This is a genomic window from Listeria welshimeri serovar 6b str. SLCC5334 (genome assembly GCF_000060285.1).
Lineage (GTDB): Bacteria > Bacillota > Bacilli > Lactobacillales > Listeriaceae > Listeria > Listeria welshimeri.
In genome coordinates this window covers 2,385,889-2,408,194 of sequence record NC_008555.1, presented here as the reverse complement: position 1 = coordinate 2,408,194, position 22,306 = coordinate 2,385,889, and the positions used below count along the sequence as shown (strand labels likewise).

At 37.2% G+C, this 22,306-nt stretch carries 23 protein-coding genes and 1 pseudogene; 15 read left to right on the top strand and 9 right to left on the bottom strand.

Going from position 1 to position 22,306, the window contains the following annotated elements; translation table 11 throughout:
* Nucleotides 1-30: 30 nt before the first annotated feature.
* The 3 genes from LWE_RS12125 to LWE_RS12115 all read left to right on the top strand — a co-directional run bounded on the left by LWE_RS12125 (nt 31) and on the right by LWE_RS12115 (nt 2,620).
* On the top strand, nt 31-1,053 hold the full coding sequence (locus tag LWE_RS12125) for a methionine ABC transporter ATP-binding protein (RefSeq protein WP_011703107.1): 1,023 nt from the start codon (nt 31-33) through the stop codon (nt 1,051-1,053).
* Complete coding sequence (locus LWE_RS12120; RefSeq protein ID WP_011703106.1) at nt 1,050-1,724, top strand: methionine ABC transporter permease; 675 nt, start codon at nt 1,050-1,052, stop codon at nt 1,722-1,724. Before LWE_RS12125 ends, LWE_RS12120 begins: the two co-directional genes overlap by 4 nt.
* 65 nt (nt 1,725-1,789) lie before the next feature.
* Nucleotides 1,790-2,620 (top strand): MetQ/NlpA family ABC transporter substrate-binding protein, encoded by an 831-nt coding sequence (locus tag LWE_RS12115; protein ID WP_011703105.1) that lies wholly within the window; start codon nt 1,790-1,792, stop codon nt 2,618-2,620.
* A 43-nt stretch (nt 2,621-2,663) separates the two neighbouring features.
* Here the strand turns inward: LWE_RS12115 and LWE_RS12110 are convergent, their stop codons facing one another.
* Nucleotides 2,664-3,740 carry an Lmo2079 family surface lipoprotein gene (locus LWE_RS12110; protein ID WP_011703104.1) on the bottom strand — a complete coding sequence of 359 codons (1,077 nt, stop codon included), beginning with the start codon at nt 3,738-3,740 and terminating at the stop codon, nt 2,664-2,666.
* Between the two features lie 340 nt (nt 3,741-4,080).
* On the opposite strand from LWE_RS12110, the gene sufC reads away from it, so the two are divergent.
* The 5 genes from sufC to sufB are packed head-to-tail and all read left to right on the top strand — an operon-like array spanning nt 4,081 to nt 9,270.
* Complete coding sequence (gene sufC / locus LWE_RS12105; protein WP_003722442.1) at nt 4,081-4,866, top strand: Fe-S cluster assembly ATPase SufC; 786 nt, start codon at nt 4,081-4,083, stop codon at nt 4,864-4,866.
* An 18-nt stretch (nt 4,867-4,884) separates the two neighbouring features.
* Nucleotides 4,885-6,186, top strand: a complete 1,302-nt coding sequence (gene sufD / locus LWE_RS12100; RefSeq protein WP_011703103.1) for a Fe-S cluster assembly protein SufD — start codon at nt 4,885-4,887, stop codon at nt 6,184-6,186.
* Nucleotides 6,187-7,413, top strand: coding sequence for a cysteine desulfurase (locus tag LWE_RS12095; protein ID WP_011703102.1), 1,227 nt, complete (start codon nt 6,187-6,189; stop codon nt 7,411-7,413).
* Nucleotides 7,410-7,853 (top strand): Fe-S cluster assembly sulfur transfer protein SufU, encoded by a 444-nt coding sequence (sufU, locus tag LWE_RS12090; RefSeq protein ID WP_011703101.1) that lies wholly within the window; start codon nt 7,410-7,412, stop codon nt 7,851-7,853. Before LWE_RS12095 ends, sufU begins: the two co-directional genes overlap by 4 nt.
* A gap of 22 nt (nt 7,854-7,875) precedes the next feature.
* Nucleotides 7,876-9,270, top strand: coding sequence for a Fe-S cluster assembly protein SufB (sufB, locus tag LWE_RS12085; RefSeq protein WP_011703100.1), 1,395 nt, complete (start codon nt 7,876-7,878; stop codon nt 9,268-9,270).
* Nucleotides 9,271-9,597: 327 nt separating this feature from the next.
* Here sufB and LWE_RS12080 read toward each other — a convergent pair whose 3' ends face one another.
* The 3 genes and pseudogenes from LWE_RS12080 to LWE_RS12070 form a co-directional block, all read right to left on the bottom strand.
* Complete coding sequence (locus LWE_RS12080) at nt 9,598-9,945, bottom strand: Imm51 family immunity protein (RefSeq protein WP_011703099.1); 348 nt, start codon at nt 9,943-9,945, stop codon at nt 9,598-9,600.
* Between the two features lie 332 nt (nt 9,946-10,277).
* A pseudogene (locus LWE_RS12075) lies at nt 10,278-10,607 on the bottom strand (hypothetical protein); the annotation flags it as partial.
* 2 nt (nt 10,608-10,609) lie between these two features.
* Nucleotides 10,610-10,813: a helix-turn-helix transcriptional regulator gene (locus LWE_RS12070; protein ID WP_041176452.1), complete on the bottom strand. Its 204-nt coding sequence runs from the start codon at nt 10,811-10,813 to the stop codon at nt 10,610-10,612.
* A 290-nt stretch (nt 10,814-11,103) separates the two neighbouring features.
* Here LWE_RS12070 and LWE_RS12065 point away from each other — a divergent pair, with 290 nt between their 5' ends.
* Together LWE_RS12065 and LWE_RS12060 are read left to right on the top strand one after the other, a co-directional pair.
* Entirely contained in the window at nt 11,104-11,418 is a 315-nt protein-coding gene (locus tag LWE_RS12065; protein WP_011703097.1) for a DUF5713 family protein, read from the top strand.
* A gap of 142 nt (nt 11,419-11,560) precedes the next feature.
* A complete protein-coding gene (locus LWE_RS12060; RefSeq protein ID WP_011703095.1) occupies nt 11,561-12,403 on the top strand; it encodes a DUF72 domain-containing protein in 843 nt (280 codons plus the stop codon).
* 31 nt (nt 12,404-12,434) lie between these two features.
* On the opposite strand, the gene LWE_RS12055 is transcribed toward LWE_RS12060, so the two are convergent.
* Complete coding sequence (locus tag LWE_RS12055; RefSeq protein WP_011703094.1) at nt 12,435-12,800, bottom strand: DUF1634 domain-containing protein; 366 nt, start codon at nt 12,798-12,800, stop codon at nt 12,435-12,437.
* Nucleotides 12,801-13,640, bottom strand: coding sequence for a sulfite exporter TauE/SafE family protein (locus LWE_RS12050; protein WP_003722428.1), 840 nt, complete (start codon nt 13,638-13,640; stop codon nt 12,801-12,803). It lies immediately after the preceding gene.
* 133 nt (nt 13,641-13,773) lie between these two features.
* Between LWE_RS12050 and LWE_RS12045 the strand changes: the two genes are divergently transcribed.
* Genes LWE_RS12045 through LWE_RS12025 form a run of 5 tightly spaced genes read left to right on the top strand, consistent with a single transcriptional unit; the run spans nt 13,774 to nt 18,063 of the window.
* Nucleotides 13,774-15,165 (top strand): bifunctional metallophosphatase/5'-nucleotidase, encoded by a 1,392-nt coding sequence (locus LWE_RS12045; RefSeq protein ID WP_011703093.1) that lies wholly within the window; start codon nt 13,774-13,776, stop codon nt 15,163-15,165.
* Nucleotides 15,162-15,437 carry a YutD family protein gene (locus tag LWE_RS12040; protein ID WP_011703092.1) on the top strand — a complete coding sequence of 92 codons (276 nt, stop codon included), beginning with the start codon at nt 15,162-15,164 and terminating at the stop codon, nt 15,435-15,437. Before LWE_RS12045 ends, LWE_RS12040 begins: the two co-directional genes overlap by 4 nt.
* A 19-nt stretch (nt 15,438-15,456) precedes the next feature.
* Nucleotides 15,457-16,224, top strand: a complete 768-nt coding sequence (locus LWE_RS12035; RefSeq protein WP_011703091.1) for a TIGR01457 family HAD-type hydrolase — start codon at nt 15,457-15,459, stop codon at nt 16,222-16,224.
* A 49-nt stretch (nt 16,225-16,273) separates the two neighbouring features.
* The gene (locus tag LWE_RS12030) at nt 16,274-16,717 is read left to right on the top strand and encodes a GNAT family N-acetyltransferase (RefSeq protein WP_011703090.1); all 444 of its coding nucleotides are present in this window, start codon (nt 16,274-16,276) and stop codon (nt 16,715-16,717) included.
* A 35-nt stretch (nt 16,718-16,752) separates the two neighbouring features.
* Complete coding sequence (locus tag LWE_RS12025; protein WP_011703089.1) at nt 16,753-18,063, top strand: hemolysin family protein; 1,311 nt, start codon at nt 16,753-16,755, stop codon at nt 18,061-18,063.
* 24 nt (nt 18,064-18,087) lie between these two features.
* On the opposite strand, the gene LWE_RS12020 is transcribed toward LWE_RS12025, so the two are convergent.
* From LWE_RS12020 to LWE_RS12010, 3 genes are all read right to left on the bottom strand, one after another.
* Entirely contained in the window at nt 18,088-18,588 is a 501-nt protein-coding gene (locus LWE_RS12020) for a phosphatidylglycerophosphatase A family protein (protein WP_011703088.1), read from the bottom strand.
* 112 nt (nt 18,589-18,700) lie between these two features.
* A complete protein-coding gene (locus tag LWE_RS12015) occupies nt 18,701-18,937 on the bottom strand; it encodes a NifU family protein (protein ID WP_011703087.1) in 237 nt (78 codons plus the stop codon).
* 172 nt (nt 18,938-19,109) lie between these two features.
* On the bottom strand, nt 19,110-21,944 hold the full coding sequence (locus LWE_RS12010; protein WP_011703086.1) for a MucBP domain-containing protein: 2,835 nt from the start codon (nt 21,942-21,944) through the stop codon (nt 19,110-19,112).
* Between the last annotated feature and the right edge of the window lie 362 nt (nt 21,945-22,306).

The following is a 22,306-nucleotide window of genomic DNA, read 5'->3' as shown; positions in this document are numbered from 1 at the left end:
GTATATTAGAATGTAGAAAAGGTGATAGAGATGATTACGTTACAGAACGTCGTAAAAGAATATGCGTCTAGAAATAATAAAGTTCTCGCAGTCGACCATGTTGACTTAGAAATTGAACAAGGCGAGATTTTTGGGGTTGTGGGTTATTCTGGAGCAGGCAAGAGTACGCTGATTCGAATGTTTAATGGCTTGGAACTGCCAACTGAGGGATCTGTCGAAGTAGATAATTTACTTATTAGCCAGATTCGCGGTGGAAAACTTAGAAAAGCTCGTCAACAAATTGGAATGATTTTTCAACATTTTAATTTATTATGGTCGAGAACTGTTGCAGAAAATATCGCATTTCCACTAGAAATCGCCGGCGTACGTGGAGAAAAAAGGCGTTTTCGTGTTAATGAGCTCATTCGACTCGTTGGTTTAGAAGGGAAAGAAAATGCCTATCCTGCTGAACTAAGTGGTGGTCAAAAACAACGTGTTGGTATTGCAAGAGCTCTCGCAAACAATCCAAAAGTATTGCTTTGTGATGAAGCGACCTCTGCGCTAGATCCACAAACAACCGATGAAGTTTTAGAATTACTACTAGATATCAATAAACGTCTCAACTTAACAATCATCGTTATCACCCATGAAATGCACGTTATCCGGAAAATCTGTAATCGTGTGGCAGTAATGGAAAACGGAAAAGTTGTCGAACTTGGTAATGTGTTAGATGTTTTCCGCCATCCTCAAGAAAAAGTAACACAACGTTTTGTTCGTCAAGTGACTGATTCGGATGAAACCGAAGAACTAATCCATCTTTTACTCGACAATTACGCAGAAGGTAAAATAGTTAAGTTACTCTTCATGAGTGAAAATGCAACCCAACCAGTCATATCTCAAGTCGCGAAAGAAAATGATGTTATGCTAAATGTACTTCATGGGAATTTAACGCAAACGCAAAATGGTGCATATGGAACGCTTTATGTTCAAGTTTTAGGTGCAGAAGATGCGATAAATGCGAGTCTAACACAGCTACGTCAACTTAAAGTAGAAACGGAAGTGTTAGAACGATGAATAAATTACAAGAATTATTTCCAAATGTAGATTTTCAAATAATGTGGACAGCCACACAGGAAACACTTTATATGACACTTATATCACTCTTTGCAGTTTTCTTACTAGGGATTGTGTTAGGATTACTATTATTTTTAACAAACAACAAAAAACATGCTGGAGCACGAATTCTTTACTGGATAACAGCAATCTTAGTCAATGTGTTCCGTTCTATTCCATTTATTATATTAATCGTATTACTTTTACCAATGACAAAATCACTTGTTGGAACAGTAATTGGACCAAAAGCAGCACTTCCTGCCTTAATTATCTCCGCTGCTCCCTTTTATGGACGAATGGTAGAAATTGCTTTTCGCGAAGTAGATAAAGGGGTTATCGAAGCAGCTAAATCAATGGGTGCGAATATGTTTACTATTATTGGTAAAGTTCTTATCCCAGAAGCCTTGCCAGCGATTATTTCTGGTATTACAGTGACAGCAATTTCCCTCGTTGGTTTCACCGCGATGGCAGGTGTCATTGGCGCAGGAGGTCTCGGAAATGCCGCTTATCTGGAAGGTTTCCAACGTGGACAACCTGATGTAACGGTTCTGTCAACGATTATTATCTTAATTATCGTCTTTATTTTCCAGTTTATCGGCGACTTCTTAACAAAACGAACCGACAAACGCTAACCAATGTATATGAAGAAATTTATATAAAAAAACGCGGAATCCCCGCAAAAAAAGGAGAGAATTTCATGAAAAAGGTTATTGGTTTCATTTTCACATTAAGTTTAGTTTTAGTACTTACAGCTTGCGGTGGCTCCTCAGATAAAGCTTCATCTAACAAAGACGATAAAAAATTGGTAGTGGGTGCATCGAACACGCCGCATGCTCAAATTTTAGAACAAGCAAAACCGATTTTGAAAGAAAAAGGAATTAACCTAGAAATCGTTAAATATACAGATTATGTTATGCCTAATAAAGCCCTAGAAGAAGGCGATTTAGATGCTAACTACTTCCAACATAAACCATATCTTGAATTAGAAGAAAAAGAAAAAGGCTACAAATTTGCGGATGTTGGAGCAATCCATATTGAACCAATGGGCATCTATTCTAAAAAAGTAAAAGATATTAAAGACTTAAAAGACGGCGCGCAAGTATTGCTTTCTAACTCAAAATCTGACTGGCCTCGTGTCATTGGTATTTTTGTAGATAATGGGCTTTTGACACTTAAAGATGGTGTGAAACCACAAGATGCTACATTTGATGATATTAAAGATAATCCGAAAAACTTGAAATTCAAATATGATTTTGACCCAGCATACTTGATGACTGCATATAATAACGAAGAAGGCGATGTTGTAGCTATTAATTCTAACTTTGTTGTAGACCAAGGCTTAAATCCTTCTAAAGATGCTATTGCGATTGAAAGTAAAGATTCTCCTTACGCAAATATCGTTGTAACAACAGAGAAGAAAAAAGATGACAAAAATATTAAAGAATTAGTAAAAGTACTGCATTCAAAAGAAATTCAAGATTATATTACGAAAGAATGGGACGGCGCAGTTGTTCCAGTTGATAAATAAACATCAAAACCCCTTTTACCATTTCGGTAAAAGGGGTTTTTTATTACTGTGCGCTGCTTAAATATAATTTAAGACCGTCAGAAATAGCTTTATCAAGTTCTTTTTTAGAAACAATTTCTTTTCCTTCTGGCATGGAAGGGACTTTTTCGTAATCTAACATATCAATGGTTGTTGTGAACTCCATTAAGTCTTTTGTTTTTGTATCTTCAAAATTAGTTGTAATAATGGCTTTACTAAAACCTTTAGTATTGTCAGGTGTTACAGTGAGTTTAAAATCTAGGCGTTGTTCTTTTTTTGATGTCAGGCTCTTTAAAGAAGAGCGAATATTTTTTTGTTGTGTGTTCCATTTTGTTTGCGCTTGTTTTTGCGTAATACCATCAATTTCTGAAATAAGGGTAATGATATTTCCATTGTCATCAAGTGTTGTTAAAACTTCATTAACAAGACCACTGATTTCCGTTTTGCCTAAAGTGAGAATAATGTCCCCGTTATCTTTTGCTTTAAAATGTTTATCATCTAAATCGTTTAAATAATCATAAATCGCGATACCACTAACTTCTTCAATTTTTTTCAGCTCTTCAGCTTGTCGATCAACGGTTTCGCTGTCAATCGCTTGGTTGGAAAAGTTCTGGATTGTTTCGAATAGATTTAAATACTTGGACTCTAGATCTTTGTTCTGATCGAGCACTTGGTTAAAAATCTTTGCACCTACATCGGGTAACAAATTAGAAATGCTATCAGAAGCATCATAGATATCTGATACAGGGATATAAGCTTTTCCATCATCACTGTTTTGAAGGACATGTAACGTTAAATCAAGTGGTTGTTCATCAGCCCAGTGAAGGGAAAATTCACTATAAGAAGTGGAAGAATCATTATCTACAGAAATTTTATATTGGATGTTCGATTTTTTTAGTTGATTTAAATTTATATCTGAACCAAGTTTCTTTATATAGTTGTCTGAAAGATTGTTTACTTGGAATTTCACATTAGTTGTATATTGTTGATTTTCAGCAGTTTTTTTCAAGGCGGCAGTGAAGTCGGACTTAGGGGAACTACACCCAGATAAAGTAGCTAGAAGCAATACAAAGATGGTCACAGCCATTATTGCTTTCTTCATATTAATATTCTCCTTCAAAAAATAATCGTTTATTACAAAAAAGTTATTATGTTGCAATTTTGTTACGTTACAACAATACCATAACTAAATAAGATATACAATCCCTTTTTTAAAATGAAAAAAGGACTGTCTAGTATTGGTGTAGAGCGCAATTATATTTATGATGATGATTCTCAAATAAAAAGGAAATAATGATAATACACGAAAACTGGAAAAAAACGGCTATTAATAGTAGAATGAAGGGGAGAATGCGAAGAGTACTGGTTTTTATAGTTGTAATCAGATTAGAATTATACTAAACTAGGATTATGCAAATTTTACATTAGGGAGGACTTTTTTTATGGCAACTTTAAAGATTCAAGATTTACATGTTGAAATAGAAGGAAAAGAAATTTTGAAAGGTGTTAACCTGGAAATTTCAACTGGCGAAATCCATGCTATCATGGGACCAAATGGAACAGGTAAATCTACGTTGTCCTCAGCTATTATGGGGCATCCAAAATATGAAGTAACACAAGGAACTATCACGCTTGACGGAGAAGATGTACTCGAAATGGAAGTGGACGAACGCGCTCGAGCTGGTCTTTTCTTAGCGATGCAATATCCAAGTGAAATTAGTGGTGTTACAAATGCGGAATTCATTCGTGCTGCAATTAACAGCCGACGCGAAGAAGGCGATGAAATCCCCGTAATGCAATTTATCCGTAAATTAGACGCAAAAATGGATATTTTAGATATGGATGAAGAAATGGCAGAACGTTATTTAAATGAAGGATTTTCAGGCGGAGAGAAAAAGCGTAATGAAATTCTTCAATTACTAATGATTGAGCCAAAATTAGCGATTTTAGATGAAATTGACTCCGGTCTTGATATTGATGCGCTTAAAGTTGTCTCTAAAGGTGTAAATGAAATGCGCGGCGAAGGATTCGGTTGCTTAATCATTACCCATTACCAACGTTTACTTAACTACATTACACCAGATTTTGTTCACGTAATGATGCAAGGTAAAGTCGTGAAAGAAGGCGGACCTGAGCTTGCGAAACGGTTAGAAGCAGAAGGTTATGACTGGATTAAACAAGAACTTGGAATCGAACTTGAGGAAGAAGAAGCAGTAGACCAACAATAAGGAAGTGAGGTTAAAATCATGGCACAAAATATGACAATTAAAGATGATTTTATCCACGCTTTTTCAAGTAGTGCGAATGAACCGGATTGGTTTTTAGATATCCGTCGCAATGCTTTTAAAGCTTACGGGGAACTGGACTTGCCTTTTGTGGATAAAACAAAAATTACTCGCTGGAATTTCACAAAGTTTGAGACGTTTTTACCTTTTAAAGAAGGCGTAACGAATGAAACTTTACCAGAAAAAGTAGCGAATTTAGTTGATTTAGATAATAAAGAAGCCAATTTTTACGTTCAAATGGATGAAAGACCTGCCAGACTTCAGTTACAGCAAGAATTAGTTGATCAAGGTGTTATTTTCACAGATATTATTTCCGCTGTGAAAAATCATCCTGAACTGGTGAAAAAATACTTCATGAAAGATGCTGTCCAAGTGAACGAACATAAGTTGACTGCTTTTCATGCGGCGTTAGTGAATGGTGGGATTTTCCTTTACGTTCCTAAAAATGTGGAAGTGAAATCACCAATTCAAGCTGTTTTTGTACAAGACAAAGCGGAATCTCCACTTGTTAACCACGTTTTACTTGTAGCAGATGATAACAGTGCAGTAACTTACGTGGAAAATTATGTAACGGTTGATAACAAACCTAAAGGAATTGTGAGCATCGTTGAAGAAGTAATCGCTGAGAAAAATGCGCGTATTACGTTTGGTGGTGTAGACAATCTTGCAAGTGATGTTACGACATATGTAAACCGTCGTGGACACATTGGAACTGATAGTCAGATTGAATGGGCACTTGGTCTAATGAATGATGGCGATACCATTAATGAGAATGTAACAAACCTAATGGGTGATGGCTCTTCCGCTGATGTGAAAACAGTGACAGTTGGACGTGGTAAGCAAACACAAAACGTAACAACACGTGTGACGCATTATGGTAAAGCTTCGAATGGTACTATTCTATCCCATGGTGTTATGAAAGAAAGAGCAACAACTATTTTTAACGGAATTGGCCATATCAAACATGGCGCTTCGAAGTCAGATGCACAACAAGAATCACGTGTACTCATGCTTAGTCCGGAAGCGCGCGGAGATGCGAACCCAATTTTATTAATTGATGAAAATGATGTAGTTGCTGGTCATGCAGCTTCTGTTGGGCGCGTTGACCCGTTACAATTATTCTATTTGATGAGTCGCGGGATTTCTCAAAAAGAAGCAGAAAGACTTGTCATCCATGGCTTCTTAGATCCAGTTGTTCGTCAATTACCAATCGAAAGTGTAAAAACGATGCTTCGTGAAGTAATCGAAGGGAAAGTGCGCTAAATGATTGATATCCAAAAAATTCGGGCGGATTTCCCAATTTTAGACCAAGAAATAAATGAGAAACCGCTAGCTTATTTAGATAATGCTGCCACTTCACAAAAGCCAAAACAAGTTATCGAAGCATTAACACATTACTATGAATTTGATAATGCCAATGTCCACCGTGGTGTGCATACACTTGCGGCAAGAGCAACAGATGCTTATGAATCAGCTCGTGTTAAGGTAGCCAAGTTTATTCATGCCCGCGAGGTAGCCGAAATAATTTTCACAAGAGGTACTACTTCAGCGATTAATTTAGTTGTAGATAGTTACGCGGAAGCAAATATTGAAGCTGGCGATGAGATAGTTATTTCTTATTTAGAGCATCATTCTAATTTGATTCCGTGGCAACAACTGGCTAAACGTAAGGGCGCGGTTTTGAAATATATCGAGCTAGAAGAAGATGGTACGATTTCTGTGGAACAAGCCCAAAAAACGATTAGCGAAAAAACAAAAATCGTTGCGCTGGCTCATGTTTCTAATGTTCTTGGGACAATCACGCCAATTAGAGAAATCGCAGCAATTGCCCATAAATTTGGAGCAGTGATTCTCGTTGACGGTGCGCAAGCTGTGCCGCATATGGAAGTAAATGTCGTAGATTTGGACGCTGATTTCTATGCTTTTTCTGGGCATAAAATGATGGCTCCTACTGGTATTGGCGCTTTATATGGAAAACGTGAATTGTTAGATGCGATGGAACCGACCGAATTTGGCGGAGAAATGATTGATTTTGTTGAATTATACGATTCCACTTGGAAAGAACTGCCTTGGAAATTTGAAGCCGGAACACCAATTATTGGCGGAGCGATTGCGCTAGGTGCGGCCATTGATTATTTGGCAGAAGTCGGACTCGCAAATATTCACGCACATGAACAAGAATTAGTCGGCTACGCGATAGAAGAAATGAGCAAAATCGATGGCATTACCATTTATGGACCAAAAGATGCGAGTAAACGTTGTGGTTTAGTGACTTTTAATTTAGAAGGCGCTCACCCACATGATATTGCGACCATTTTGGATGAAGACGGAATTGCAATTCGAGCTGGTCATCACTGTGCACAACCGTTGATGAAATGGCTAGACGTCTCTTCTACAGCCCGCGCAAGCTTTTATATTTATAATACAAAAGAAGAAATTGATGCGCTTATAGATGGCCTCAAGTTAACAAAGGAGTATTTTGGATTATGACAAGCCGGAAATTAGATCAGCTTTATAGACAAGTCATTATGGATCACTATAAAAATCCGCGCAATAATGGAGAACTCCCAGATAGCGATGTAACAATCGACCTCAACAACCCAACATGCGGTGATCAAATTCATCTTCATTTAAAAATGGATGATGACAAAATCGTTGCGGCAAAATTCACTGGTAGCGGCTGTTCGATTTCAATGGCCTCTGCTTCGATGATGACGCAAAGCATTATTGGGAAAACGGAAAAAGAAGCATTAAAAATGTCCCGTGAATTTTCAGAAATGGTTCAAGGTCACGACCATGAAACGATTGATGAGTACGGTGATGTCGAGGCGCTTGCTGGAGTTGCGAAATTCCCAGCAAGAATCAAATGTGCGACTCTTTCATGGAAAGCAATGGAGAGAGCGATTTTTGAAAAAGAAGGAACAAAATAAGTAGTGAAAAGGAGGATACGACATGACTGAAATTCCAGAAATTGGCGAATACCAATATGGATTCCATGACAAAGATACCTCTGTGTTCCGTACAGAACGCGGATTAACAGAAAAAGTAGTAAGAGAAATTTCGAATATTAAAGATGAACCTGAATGGATGTTAGAATTCCGTTTGAAGTCTTTAGAGCAATTTTATAAAATGCCAATGCCGACTTGGGGTGGCGACCTATCAGAACTGAAATTTGAAGACATCACTTACTATGTGAAACCGTCCGAACAAACAGTGCGCTCTTGGGATGAAGTTCCCGAAGAAATTAAACGTACTTTTGATAAATTAGGTATTCCTGAAGCCGAACAAAAATATTTGGCTGGAGCATCTGCGCAGTATGAATCCGAAGTAGTTTATCACAATATGAAGCAAGACCTAGAAGATTTAGGGATTGTCTTCAAAGATACCGATTCCGCTTTAAAAGAAAACGAAGATATTTTTAAAGAATACTTCGCAAAAGTAATTCCACCAAGCGACAACAAATTCGCTGCGCTAAACTCGGCTGTTTGGTCAGGTGGCTCATTCATCTACGTACCACCAGGTATCAAAGTCGATACGCCGCTTCAAGCATACTTCCGCATTAACTCGGAAAACATGGGGCAATTTGAACGGACGCTAATTATTGTGGACGAAAATGCCAGCGTAAACTACGTAGAAGGCTGTACTGCTCCCGTTTATACAACAAATTCCCTTCACTCAGCTGTCGTGGAAATCATTGTAAAACCAGGCGCTTACTGCCGTTACACAACCATCCAAAACTGGGCAAATAACGTTTATAACCTAGTAACAAAACGTACTTTCTGTGAAGAAAATGCGACAATGGAATGGATTGATGGTAACATTGGTTCGAAATTAACAATGAAATATCCAGCTGTACACTTACGTGGCGAAGGAGCGCGCGGAACGACCCTTTCTATCGCGATTGCTGGTAAAGGCCAACGTCAAGACGCAGGAGCAAAAATGATGCACTATGCGCCTAATACGTCCTCTACGATTGTGTCGAAGTCGATCTCGAAACAAGGCGGAAACGTAACCTACCGCGGAATTGTTCATTTTGGTCGTAATGCAGATGGTGCACGTTCGAATATCGAATGTGATACGCTCATTATGGATAACCTGTCGACATCTGACACCATCCCATATAATGAAATCCTAAATAGCAACATCTCATTAGAACATGAAGCCAAAGTTTCCAAAGTATCCGAGGAACAACTTTTCTATCTAATGAGCCGTGGTTTAAGCGAAGAAGAAGCGACAGAAATGATCGTTATGGGCTTCATTGAACCATTTACGAAAGAATTACCAATGGAATATGCCGTTGAGATGAACCGTTTGATTAAGTTTGAAATGGAAGGCTCGATTGGTTAATAAATAATTATAGAAGGCGAACTAGCTTTGTTCGTCTTCTTCTTTTTTGCTGATATCTAAAGGGGGACTATATTAGTTGTTTTTGTTTGATGGAAGTACATAAGAAAAAACTAAATTTGTTCTCGAATTGCTTATATGTTCCTGATTATAGAAAAGAGGACTTAGTCTCTAATTGTTCTGAGCTAAAAAGTCCTCTTCTTTTTTTATAAAATATTTAATTGAATTATTCTGTTAAGTCATATTTATTAGTAACCCAAGTGAAAAATACTTTTTCGAGGGAAAATAAAATTTTGAACCATTTAAAACATTAAGGTTATCCTACACATGTTAGTCAATTTCGACTTGAGAGAATAAATTACTCATCATCTCATCATCATCGCACATTGCACGAAATCCAAGAGCAAACTTTTGCAAAGCCATAGCATTTTTGGAATAGGCAGAAAACATTTCAGCTTCTGGATCAAGATTAATTTCGCCTTTCAATTCTGGCATCTTTTCGTTCAGGAAAACCCGAGCTAGAGAACCCCAGTCATAACCGTTACCCTCAAAACCTTCATCTTTGCGAGTGTCAAAAATCTCTTTCTTAAAGCTACCTGCACTAAGACCCAGCGAAACGCCCCCTTTATACTCTATCCAAAAGAAAGGCTCCAATTTCTTTTCCAAATCTTCATTCATAATAAAAATCCTCCTTCTAAGTTGTTATTGTTTAAACTAAAAAATCATCCAGAATTCAAAATGGAGATTCTTTATATCTATTCTAAGCTAATTAACTTTTTTAGTCTAGAAAAACCTGTAACGTGGCACAACAAAAGTGCGAACGCTTCAAACTCTAAGTAAATTATTATTTTAGAAGATAAGCAATAAAAATATTCGTTTTTCAGTATTACCTCTAAGCACAAGGACTCCATTTTTCAACTAAATACCCAAAGAATTTTCTTGCGTTTGTCGTGTTAACTGAGCCATTTAATAAAGAAAACAACATGATTTGTTGGAACAACTATTTAATTAGATGATATGTTTCTATAGTCTAAAAAAGCCAACAAAAATGGAGTTAAACTAGCTAGTAATAATAAAGCAAAATAAGAAATTTTTCCTTTATTAAACAAATATCTTTCATCTGCTTTTATTTTTTCTTCTTTCATTTCTTTCACTAACTTTTCTTTAGGGATAAAAAGACCAGTAATTATGTAAGCAGTTGCTGCTATTAAAACAGCAATAATTAAGTTTAGAGGATTGTCTAGAAACGGTTCTTTATCAGTTATAACAGAAAATAATAAAATAGCAGCTATCATTGAAACGAATACAATAAGAAATTTTTTAACAGAATATTTTCTCATTTTTATTCTCCTTCCAAGTTAAAAATTTCTTCAACAGGCAAATCGAAAAGTGTAGCCATTTTTAAACTAAGTTTTAGGCTAGGATTGTATTTGCCTTTTTCAATGGCGTGAATTGTTTGGCGGGAAACATCTAATGAATGAGCTAATTCATTTTGAGTAATCCCCTTTTCTTGTCTTATAATTTTAACTTTATTTATAACAATTATACTGTATCACCTTGAGTAAAGGTACTATTTTATAAAGGCCTTTATTAATATAGAAATAAAGTATTAGTTTGCTATTTATAGAGCTATATAACAAGAGTTCTAAAATAAAGTCATACAAAAAAAGATTATGGGAAAAATGAAATTAGGAGTCACTATCTAAAGGCTTATTGGGTTTTTAATCTGCTTTAGAATTACTTTAACTAATAAAAATGCTAGATTATAATTAAGGTTTGTTTTTCATAAAAGTAATGCTATAATGGTTCCAACAACTTAGTAAAGGACTGATAATTATGGCAGAAATCAAATACTTAGAGGGAATGTATCAAGATTCATTTTTCCCACCGTTTCTAGTGGATAAAATTAAGCAATATATTTTAGATACGGTTCAATTTTTAGAACAAGGGAATCATGACACAGAAGCGATTCAAGGTAAGTTGGACGAAATGACATTAGCAATTAATGACCTGCAAGATGAGTTTTTTGAAAATGATAGTGAATTAGAAACAGGCGCAAGGGATTCGATTGCGGAGACAGTAAGCTTGATTTTAGCGTATTATAAGATAGATATTGATATTGAAGAAGCACTTAGAGAGCGCGATTGGTAATATATGATAAAAACTTCAACTGATAGATAGTTGGAGTTTTTCTGTTATTTTGAAGTAAAAGCAACAACCAAATTAAAAGATTCTCCTTCCTTTTTGCGTTATAATAAACATAAATCAAAAACGATAGAGAGGGTGGCGGTTAATGATTACAATCGGGTTAACTGGATGGAGTGATCATGATTCATTGTTACAGTCAAAAAAATTAACGTTGGCTGATTATGCGGCACATTTCCCAGTGGTAGAAGTCGATACGAGTTTTTATGCGATTCCTTCTCCGCGAACAACGGCAAACTGGGCGGCGCAAACTCCGGATGATTTTCGTTTTGTGATTAAGGCTTTTTCGGCGATGACAAAACATAAGGAATGGTCGCAGTATTTTGATAGTGAAAATGCGATGTACACGGCTTATATGGATATGATTGCACCGATAAGTGAAACAGGGAAACTACAGGCTATTTTATTCCAATTTCCACCATATTTTCATTGTACGAAAGAAAATGTGACTTATTTAAAATTTATTGCCTCGAAAATGGGTGATTTGCCTGTAGCAATTGAATTTCGTAATAACTCTTGGTATAGTGATCAGAATACAGAAAAAACGTTAGATTTACTGCGGGAATTAGGATTTATTCATACAGTTGTTGATGAGCCGCAAGTTGGTTCTGGCAGTGTGCCGATTGTACTTCGTGAGACAAATAGAGAGATGACACTCGTAAGGCTTCATGGTCGTAATCAGTATGGTTGGATGAAAGCGAGCAGCCCTGAATGGCGTGAGGTTCGTACACTTTACCGTTATAACGAAGAAGAAATTAATGAATGGGCTAAATATGTGGAACATTTACAGAAACTTTCCAAAGAAGTAGTCGTGATTTTTAATAACAACAGTGGCGGGGATGCGGCTGATAATGCGAAACATTTACAAAAAGCACTTCAAGTCGAATTCCAAGGTTTGGCACCCATGCAAATGGATTTATTTTCAGAATAAAAAAGATGGCGCGTAGGTTGCGCCATCTTTTTTATGCCTTAATTCCAATTAAAAAGCTAATAACCAAAATAATAAGTACAATCCCAGTAACTCCAACATATAAGTAATCTTTTTCCTTCAAAAAAGTAAACAATGATACAACGACACGAAGGACTGGCGTTAAAATCAAGCAAAAGAGACCGAACATCATAATTGCATATGGTTTAAGCGTTCCTAACCCACTGAAAATCGCTGTAAGTGAGGTCGGGTAAGTTTCCCCAGGATAGCCACTTTCGCCGGTAATAAATAGCATAATGAGTCCAAAAATGATAATAATCGCACTGAGAACAACACCGATTCGTAGCAGTGCGCTAACAATCAACTCCACACGGTACATTTCTTCTTTTTTCTCTGCCATTTAAATCCACCCCAATCCTTCTAAAATCATTTGGAATGCAACATATAAAATGACGGGAATAAAAATAATCCGAATGACTTTGCTTTTTAGGCGTTGCATGATGCGCGTTCCAAGTGTTGCGCCGACAAGTACCCCAATAGCAACTGGTGCTGCAATAGCGGGCTGAATGTCACCTTGGAACAGATAAACAGTCGCACTGGCAGCCGCGGTTACGCCCATCATTAAATTACTCGTAGCGCTACTAACTTTTAGCGGCATTTTCATAAAGACATCAAGTGCCATGACTTTAAATGCGCCACTACCGATTCCAAGCAAGCCACTAGCAATACCTGCACCATACATTACGCCGAAACCAGCAGGAACGTTTGCAACTTGATAATCAACTGTCTGGCGTAAAGATTTATCATAATAAGAATCATGTAAGTTTAATTTTGTTGCGAGTGGGTCAGGTTTCACATTGGTCGGGAATTCTGAACCGACTTTTTTGATCATGTTAAAAGCTGAATAAAGAAGTAAAAGTCCGAAGATGATGTAGAGAGCTGTGGCCGAGAGCAGTCCACTGACAAAAGCCCCGGTTATTGCCCCGATTGTAGTTGCAATTTCGAGAAACATTCCAACACGGAGGTTTGTAATGCCATCTTTGATATAAGCGATTGCAGAGCCGCTACTAGTTGCGATAACGGAAATAATACTAGCTCCAATCGCGTACTGGATATCAATCCCGAAAATAAGTGTCAAGGCTGGAGTAACAATTATTCCACCACCAAGCCCGAGCAAAGAGCCTACAACCCCTGCAAAAACAGAGATTAAAAGAATTTCGACTGTTTGCGTAATATCCAAAAAAATCACTTCCCTTTAAAACAATATATCCTATCATAACACAAAATGAACAGGGAAGAATTCATCCAGTCCTAGTGCGTGTAAAAAAAACTATTTTGAGCTACAATAGTTATATGTGAGGAGTGGATGGATTGTGAAGAAACGTTTAACTTTATGGCATACAAATGACATTCATAGTCACTTAGAAAAATGGCCACGAATTTTCAACTTTTTAAAAGAGAAAAGAACCGCTGCAAATAAAGAAAATAAATCGGCCCTCTTTTTTGATATTGGGGATTTTTTAGACCGGGTTCATCCGCTTACAGAAGGAACGAACGGGCTTGCGAATACGGACTTACTTAATCAACTGCCGTATGATGCGGTGACTTTTGGTAATAATGAAGGAACGACATTGGCACATGAAGATTTAGAGAATTTATATGAGCATGCGACTTTTCCTGTCGTTTGCTGTAATTTTTACGCAGATAAAGAACGAATCAAACAACCAGATTGGGTGAAATCAATTGTTTATAAGGAAATAGATCAAGTGAAAATAGCTATTATTGGTGCGACCGCGCCATTTCGGGAATATTACGAGGAAATGGGCTGGGGGATTGAAGAACCAATTAGCTCGATTCAAAAACAAGTTGCTGGATTGGAAGAAGGTACGGATTTAGTTATTTTACTCAGTCATCTAGGTTTGCCGAGTGATGAACGCATTGCACTCGAAATTCCAGAAATAGACGTGATTTTGGGCGGACATACGCACCATTTACTTGAAACTGGGAAAGTAGAAGGGAATGCTTTACTTGCGGCTGCGGGAAGATGGGGCGAATATATCGGAAAAGTGGATATTGAGCTAGATGAAAAAAATCAGATACTTTCTAAAACTGCCATGACTTTTAAAACAGAAGATTTGCCAGCTGCTCCGAATGAAGCTAGGGAAATTCAAGGTTTTTTCGATAAAGGGCGCGCAGAACTCTCTGAAAAAGTAGTTGCGATTCCCGGAAAGTTAGCGCATAATTGGTTTGATGACTCGGAAATTGCGCAGATTTTAAATGCGGCGGTTTGTGAATGGACTGGTGCTGAAACTTTTGTGATGAATGCGGGTATTTTTATGACAGACTTTGAAGCAGGGATTGTGACGGATTTTGATATTCACCAAATGTTACCTCATCCTCTAAACGCTATTGCCTTAACCATGTCTGGTGAGGAACTCGAAATACTCATTGACGGGATTTACCGAAAGAAAGCGGAACTGCAAGATATTCCACTGAGAGGCTTTGGCTTTCGAGGCGAGTATTTTGGCACTGTTTTGATGGACCGAGCAGATTTTGACTTGGAGAAACAAGTGGCACTTTTTGATAATAAACCAATTGATAAAACGCGGGAATACCGGATTGCGACACATGATACGTTTGTATTCGCACCATTTTTTCCGATAGTGAAGCAAATTAAACGAAAAGAAGTATATACACCAGAATTACTTCGAGATATTTTAAAATGGAAACTCAAAAAAATGTATGGACAGGAGGAAGACAAGTGACGATTACGATTCAAGATTTAAATTATGAGATTATCGCCAATTATCGTGACGCCTTTGATGAGGAAAAGTTAAATGAACGTTTTAGTGATATTCTTGGGCGATATGATTATATAGTAGGCGATTGGGGTTACGATCAGCTGAGACTCAAAGGTTTTTTTGAAGATGACAACCGCAAAGCTGCTTACGATAACAAAATTAGTACCTTAAAAGAATATATTTATGAATATTGCAACTTTGGTTGTGCATATTTTGTCATTAAAAAAGTAAAATAGTAAAAGAGGTAATTAGAAATTGAAAGAGTATAAAGCGTATTTAATTGATTTAGACGGCACGATGTATCGCGGAGCAGAAGTTATTCCAGAAGCAATCATTTTTATTGAAAACTTAAAACGTGCGGGAATTCCTTATTTATTTGTAACGAATAATTCAACAAAAACCGCCGGTCAAGTAGCAGAACATTTAAGTGGAATGGGAATTCAGGCTGTAAGCGACGATGTTTTTACAACTTCACAAGCCACTGTCCAGTACATGCTCGAACAAAAACGCGAAAAAACGGTTTATGTTATCGGTGAACGTGGAATAAAACAAGAACTAACTGATAATGGATTTGAAATAACTTCTAGTAATCCAGATTTTGTTGTTGTTGGTCTTGACCGCGAAGTAGATTATGAAAAATTTGCCAAAGCAGCCCTTGCTGTTAGAAGTGGCGCAATGTTTATTTCAACTAATGGTGATGCGGCAATTCCAACTGAACGTGGTTTGCTTCCAGGAAATGGTTCGATTACCTCGGTTGTTTCTGTTGCTACTGAGACTGCGCCTATTTTTATCGGGAAACCAGAATCAATCATTATGGAACAAGCGCTCACTAAGCTTGGCGTTCAAAAAGACGAAGCAATCATGGTTGGCGACAACTACGAAACAGACATTATGGCTGGGATTAATTATGGTATGGACACACTCATTGTCCACACTGGCTTTACATCAAAAGAAGCCTTAAAAACAAAGGAAATTCAACCAACCTACGCTGTAACAAAGCTAACTGATTGGAAATTTAACTAGAAGAGCGGAATTTTTCTGCTCTTTTTTTCATCAATAGGAGGTTAGAAAAATGGTTTCAATTCAAAAATTAACAAAAGACAATTTTCACGAAACGGCTAAACTGCAAGTACATCCGCACCAAAAAACATTTGTAGCAGAAAATTGGTACTCGATTATCGAAGCAAGTTTTGAAGAAACGTATCATTCTGTTGTGATTTACGCCGATAATATGCCGGTTGGTTATGCCATGTATGGTCTGGATACGGATGATGGAGAGTTTTGGCTAGTACGCTTTATGACAGGGAAAGAACATCAAGGTAAAGGCTACGGGGGAGATGCTTTAGAGCAAATTATTGAAATGGTGAAAAATCTACCTGAAAAGCCCGCTCGACTACGCTTATCTTATGAACCAGATAATCTTGTAGCAGAAAAATTTTATGCAAAATATGGTTTCAAGAAAACAGGTGAAATTATAGACGGTGAAGCAGTTGCTGACTTGTGGTTCAATCGCTAAAAAAGGGTATAGAATGTGGATAAGGGGGATACAGCGTGGACGTATTTAATGATTTTTTTGTCATCTTTTTAATTGCTGCAACTGCTTTTTTCGTGGCAAGTGAATTTGCCATAGTCGCAATTCGAAAACCGACTGTCTTGCAACTAGTAGCCTCGGATAATCCACGAGCAAAATATGTTCAAAAAGTAACTTCTAACATGAATGACTATTTGGCTGCTTGTCAATTAGGAAATACGCTCGCTGCACTGGCTATGGGGTGGGTTGGTGAAGCGACAATGCGTGGCTGGTTGGAACCATTATTTTTAATGTTACCAATCCCGGAATCTGTTGAAAAACCGATTTCAATTTTTGTTTCATTTATTTTAATCACATTTTTAAATGTAGTACTCGGCGAACTTGCCCCGAAAACATTTACGATTCAAAGCACAGAAAAAGTGGCTCTATTTATCGCGCGGCCACTTGTTTATTGGTACCGTCTAACTTTTCCACTGAATTGGCTTTTAAATAATTCGGCAAATTTAATAACGCGGATATTTGGCGTAAAGCAGACCGTTGACGCTGATCAAATGACACCAACTGAACTTAAAATTATTTTTGAAGATAGCTATAGGCAAGGTCTTTTGAATCCACAAGAGTTTCGCTATATGAAAAATATTTTCAAGCTTGGGGATGTACCAGCAAAAGAAGTGATGATACCACGGATGTCAATGATTGCTATTGATCAAACCGCAACTGTACGAGATTTACTGAAATTAACTTCTGAACATACATACCATATTTTTCCAGTAACCGAAGATGAGGATAAAGATCATATTATTGGCATGCTTCGAGTTAGCGCAGTTATGGCAGGACTTGGAAAAGATGAAACGATAGTAACACAATCTATCAAACCGTTCATCACACCTGTTTTGGAGGTATTTGAAGGGATGATTTTAGAAGAGTTACTTGTGAAAATGCAACAAGAAAGTGAGCCGTTTGTCGTTCTAACAGATGAATACGGCGGGACTTCAGGAATTGTGACGCTAGAAGATGTTATGGAAGTTATTGTTGGGGATATGGAAGAAGCAAAAGGTCCAAAAGGCATTCGTAAAGTGGCTCTTAATCATTTTATCATCGAAGGTTCTGAGCCGTTACTTGATGTAGAGGAAGCACTTGGGGTGCCAATTGAGGGCTCTGGTGTTCATACGTTATCAGGTTGGATGTTATTGGAACGTTTTGATTTAGAAGCCGGCGACGAAATAGAATATGAAGGCTTTCGTTTTATTGTTCGTTCGATGAATAAAAATTCGATTCGACAAGTAGAAGTGAAAGCAATCGAAGAAAAACCAGTAAAATTGGAGGACTAACCTCTTTGTTTTACTGGTTTTTAATTAATTGACAATATCATCATGATAACTATGAGCTAAACGACTTGCTGCTGCAGCCGCAATAGCGCCGACAATGTCATCAAGAAAAGTGTGTACTGCAACACCATCATGTTCATTAAGCTTTGCAAGAATTCCAGGCTTTACTTTATCAATATAACCATAGTTAGTGAAACCGATAGATCCATAGACATTGACGATGGATAGAGCAAGAATCTCATCGACTCCATAAAGCCCTTCATCAGCGCTAATGATATTTTGTAATGGTTGGACGAGTTCTCCTTTTTCTGCCATTACATCAAGCTGTATACCCGTTAAAACAGCATTCTGAACTTCACGCTTGCGAAGAACATGCTCTACATTTTGTCGACAAATATCTAATTCTAATCCAGGATGATATTTTTGCTGTAAAAATAAGACAAGTTCAGCAATATCATCAATTTCGACGCCACGTTCGATTAGCCAACTGCGCGCTTTCGATTCTAAGGCACTTTGTTTTTCTACCATTTTTCTTTCCTCCTTATTACTGTATGTATATTGTATGATAGACGTTTACAGGATTTCTAAACATGTTGATACAAAAATAGCGACCGTTCATTTGGTCGCTAAAGTATTTGTTTTAAAAAACTTGTACAACTTCTTTGAATCCGATAATTTTTTCAGCTAAAGTTAACTCAATACCCATCTTTAAAGTCATATCAGAACTGGGGCAAGTTTCGCATGCGCCAAGTAATTTAATTTTTACAATACCATCTGGAGTTACTTCTATAAGCTCATAGTCCCCGCCATCACGAACTAAAAATGGACGGAACTTTTTTAAAGCTTTATCAACTTCAATGTAACTAATTTCTTCCATAGGATATAGTTCTCCTTTCATGGGCACTATCATATTCTCTATTATAACAGGATACGTAGAAAATTAAAGAAATTAAATTGGGTTCCTTCGTCGGAAAAGGAACGTATATTTAAAAATGATTATAATAAAAACCCCCTCTTATCTGAACGACGAGAGGGGGTTAGATGCTATTTTAGCTAGTTTTTTTCGTTAATGCGAATGCGCCTAAAAGAACAAAACATGTACCAATTACTCCGAACAAAATATTATTTTGTTTATTATCACCTGTTTTTGGTAATTTTGCTTGTTTTGTTATAGTTGTTTGTTTTGCTTTAGGATTATTCTCGTTGATTTTGATTGCTGGTTTATTTTTATCTGGTTTTGGATTGTTTGGTTTAGGGTTGTTCGATTTTGGATCATCTTTTTTAGTATCATCTGTTTGTTTAACATATACAAAGTTGACAGTTTGCGACTCACTAGTAAATACGCCTTTTGCATTTGAAGGCATAGTTTTTAACTTCCAACCACTTAGATTTTTGGCAGTGGCTTGATAGGGAGCATCTAACTTGCCGTTTAAAGTGTCGGGAGTAGCGAGCTCGTTTCCTTTATCATCTGTGTATTTGACAGTAACAGGAGCGGCGTCCGCTTTTTCGTATACATAAGTGACAGTTTGGTTGGTATTCGTGAACACGCCAGTTGCGTTACTAGGTGTAGTTTTGACAGTCCAGCCAGTGATGTTTTTTGCAGTAGTTTGATAAGGGGCATCTAACTTGCCGTTTAAAGTGTCGGGAGTAGCGAGCTCATTGCCTTGGTCATCTGTGTATTTAACAGTAACCGGAGCGGCGTCCGCTTTTTCGTATACATACGTGACAGTTTGGTTAGTATTCGTGAATACGCCAGTTGCGTTACTAGGTGTAGTTTTGACAGTCCAGCCAGTGATGTTTTTGGCAGTGGTTTGATAAGGAGCGTCTAACTTGCCGTTTAAAGTATCAGGAGTAGCGAGCTCGTTTCCTTTGTCATCTGTGTATTTAACAGTAACCGGAGCGCCGTCCGCTTTTTCGTATACATACGTAACAATTTGGTTGGTATTTGTGAATACGCCAGTTACGTTACTAGGTGTAGTTTTGACAGCCCAGCCAGCAATGTTTTTGGCAGTAGTTTGATAAGGAGCGTCTAACTTGCCGTTTAAAGTATCAGGAGTAGCGAGCTCGTTTCCTTTGTCATCTGTGTATTTAACAGTAACCGGAGCGGCGTCCGCTTTTTCGTATACATACGTAACAGTTTGGTTAGTATTCGTGAACACGCCAGTTGCGTTACTAGGTGTAGTTTTGACAGTCCAGCCAGTGATGTTTTTGGCAGTGGCTTGATAAGGAGCATCTAACTTACCATTTAAAGTGTCGGGAGTAGCGAGCTCATTGCCTTGGTCATCTGTGTATTTAACAGTAACCGGAGCGGCGTCCGCTTTTTCGTATACATACGTGACAGTTTGGTTAGTATTCGTGAACACGCCATTTGCGTTACTAGGTGTTGTTTTGACAGTCCAGCCAGCGATGTTTTTGGCAGTAGTTTGATAAGGAGCATCTAACTTACCGTTTAAAGTATCAGGAGTAGCGAGCTCGTTTCCTTTGTCATCTGTGTATTTAACAGTAACAGGAGCGCCGTCCGCTTTTTCGTATACATAAGTGACAGTTGCATCGGTATCGCTAAATTTGCCAGAAGGTTGTCCTTCGATTTCTTTTAATTGATAGTTGGTAATTGTTTTTTCTGTCGTTTGGTAATCTTCACCTGGTTTACCTGAAAGAGTTTCGGTTGTTGCTAATTCATTACCATTTTCATCTTGGTAAAACACGTTTATGGTAGAATCTGATTGCTCAGAAACATTAATTGGTTGTGATACGTTTATAGAGTAGCTAAGTGGCACCCCTTTAGAAGAGGTTGCTGTAAATGTTGCTTTGTAAGTGACTGTGTTATTTCCTAATGGTAAGTTTGCAAAAGAAACTGTTTTGTTATCAGCAGATACTGTTCCGCCATTAGAAATATTAGAAACAGGCATTTGTTGACCATTAATATCTAAAGTAGGATTGGTTGAAACAGCAGTCGCTCCTTGTTTAATATTAAGGGTTGGTAGAGTGATGGTTTGGTTGTTAATTTGTAATCCTTGATAATCACCTTGTGTAAGCATTCCCTCAAAGAAGTCTTTCAAATTACTTAAATCGGTAATTTTATTATTATCCGCGTAAGCAATTGTTAAACCTCTTAGTGTGCTCAGTGAATCAATAGAAGTTAAGTTGTTGTTATTTAAATAAAGTACTTGCAGGTTTTTCATAGTAGCGATAGGAGCCACATTATTGAACTGATTATAGTTTAAATTTAAGTTGGTAATATGATCATTTTCTGTCAATGGAGATAAATCGGTAATGTTATTCCAAGTCAAATTTAAATCTACTAATGATTTTAGATTGGCAAATTTTTTGAATTCATCATTATTGATTTTATGGTATGCGGGATTGGACCATGCATACGAATTGTAAGAAAATGATGTTAAATTTTCTTTTTCAAGTAATGGTGTAAAATCAGTAATATAGTCTCCACCTAGTTCTACTTCTTCTAATGCAGGCATGTCTCTAAGAGCCGAAATATTATTTAATCCAGTAGTTACACCAACAATTTTCTTTAAATTGGGCAAATTTTTGATTTGATCTAAATTTTTGATTTGTGATTGGTTGGAAAAATGTAATTTAGTCATATTAACAGCTTTATCTAGTCCTGTTAAATCTTTAATTAGACCTTTAACTGGATATCCAGGTGATCCGGACATGTAAGAGATGTCTGCAACATTTATGGTCGCCATGTCAGCTTCAGTTAAGTCATCTAAGAAAGGATTTCCTACAATATTTTTTAATCCTTCCTTTAAATAAGGGTCGGGTATATTTACTACATCTGTTGGAGCAGCTTGTACGCTACTAAATGGTAAAAATACAGTTGTCATTAATAATAAAGCTAAAATTGTTTTCATTATTTTGTGCATGGTTCTGATTTCCTCCTTGTTATTACACATGTTCTTTTCTTCAAGATTCCGGTGAAGTCATATTTTGTCCTTCATAGAATCTCAAAGCAGTGTAATTGTATCAGAGAAAATCAGCAATGAGAATGGTTTTTAAACAGGGTTTATGGAAAATAAATTATTGGACAACGTTTTGTCATATTATTATTTGGGGAGTTTTATGGCTGGTTTTGTAGGTGGCTGTAGTGTTTTTAAGGTGTGGAGAGGGGGAAATGGGGAGGAGATTTGTATATATAATGTATATGTAGTGTTGTTTGGATGGAGCACTTTTCGGGGAGGATTACATGCTCGTTTTACTCGCATGTATATTTGGGCCGTAACTCGCT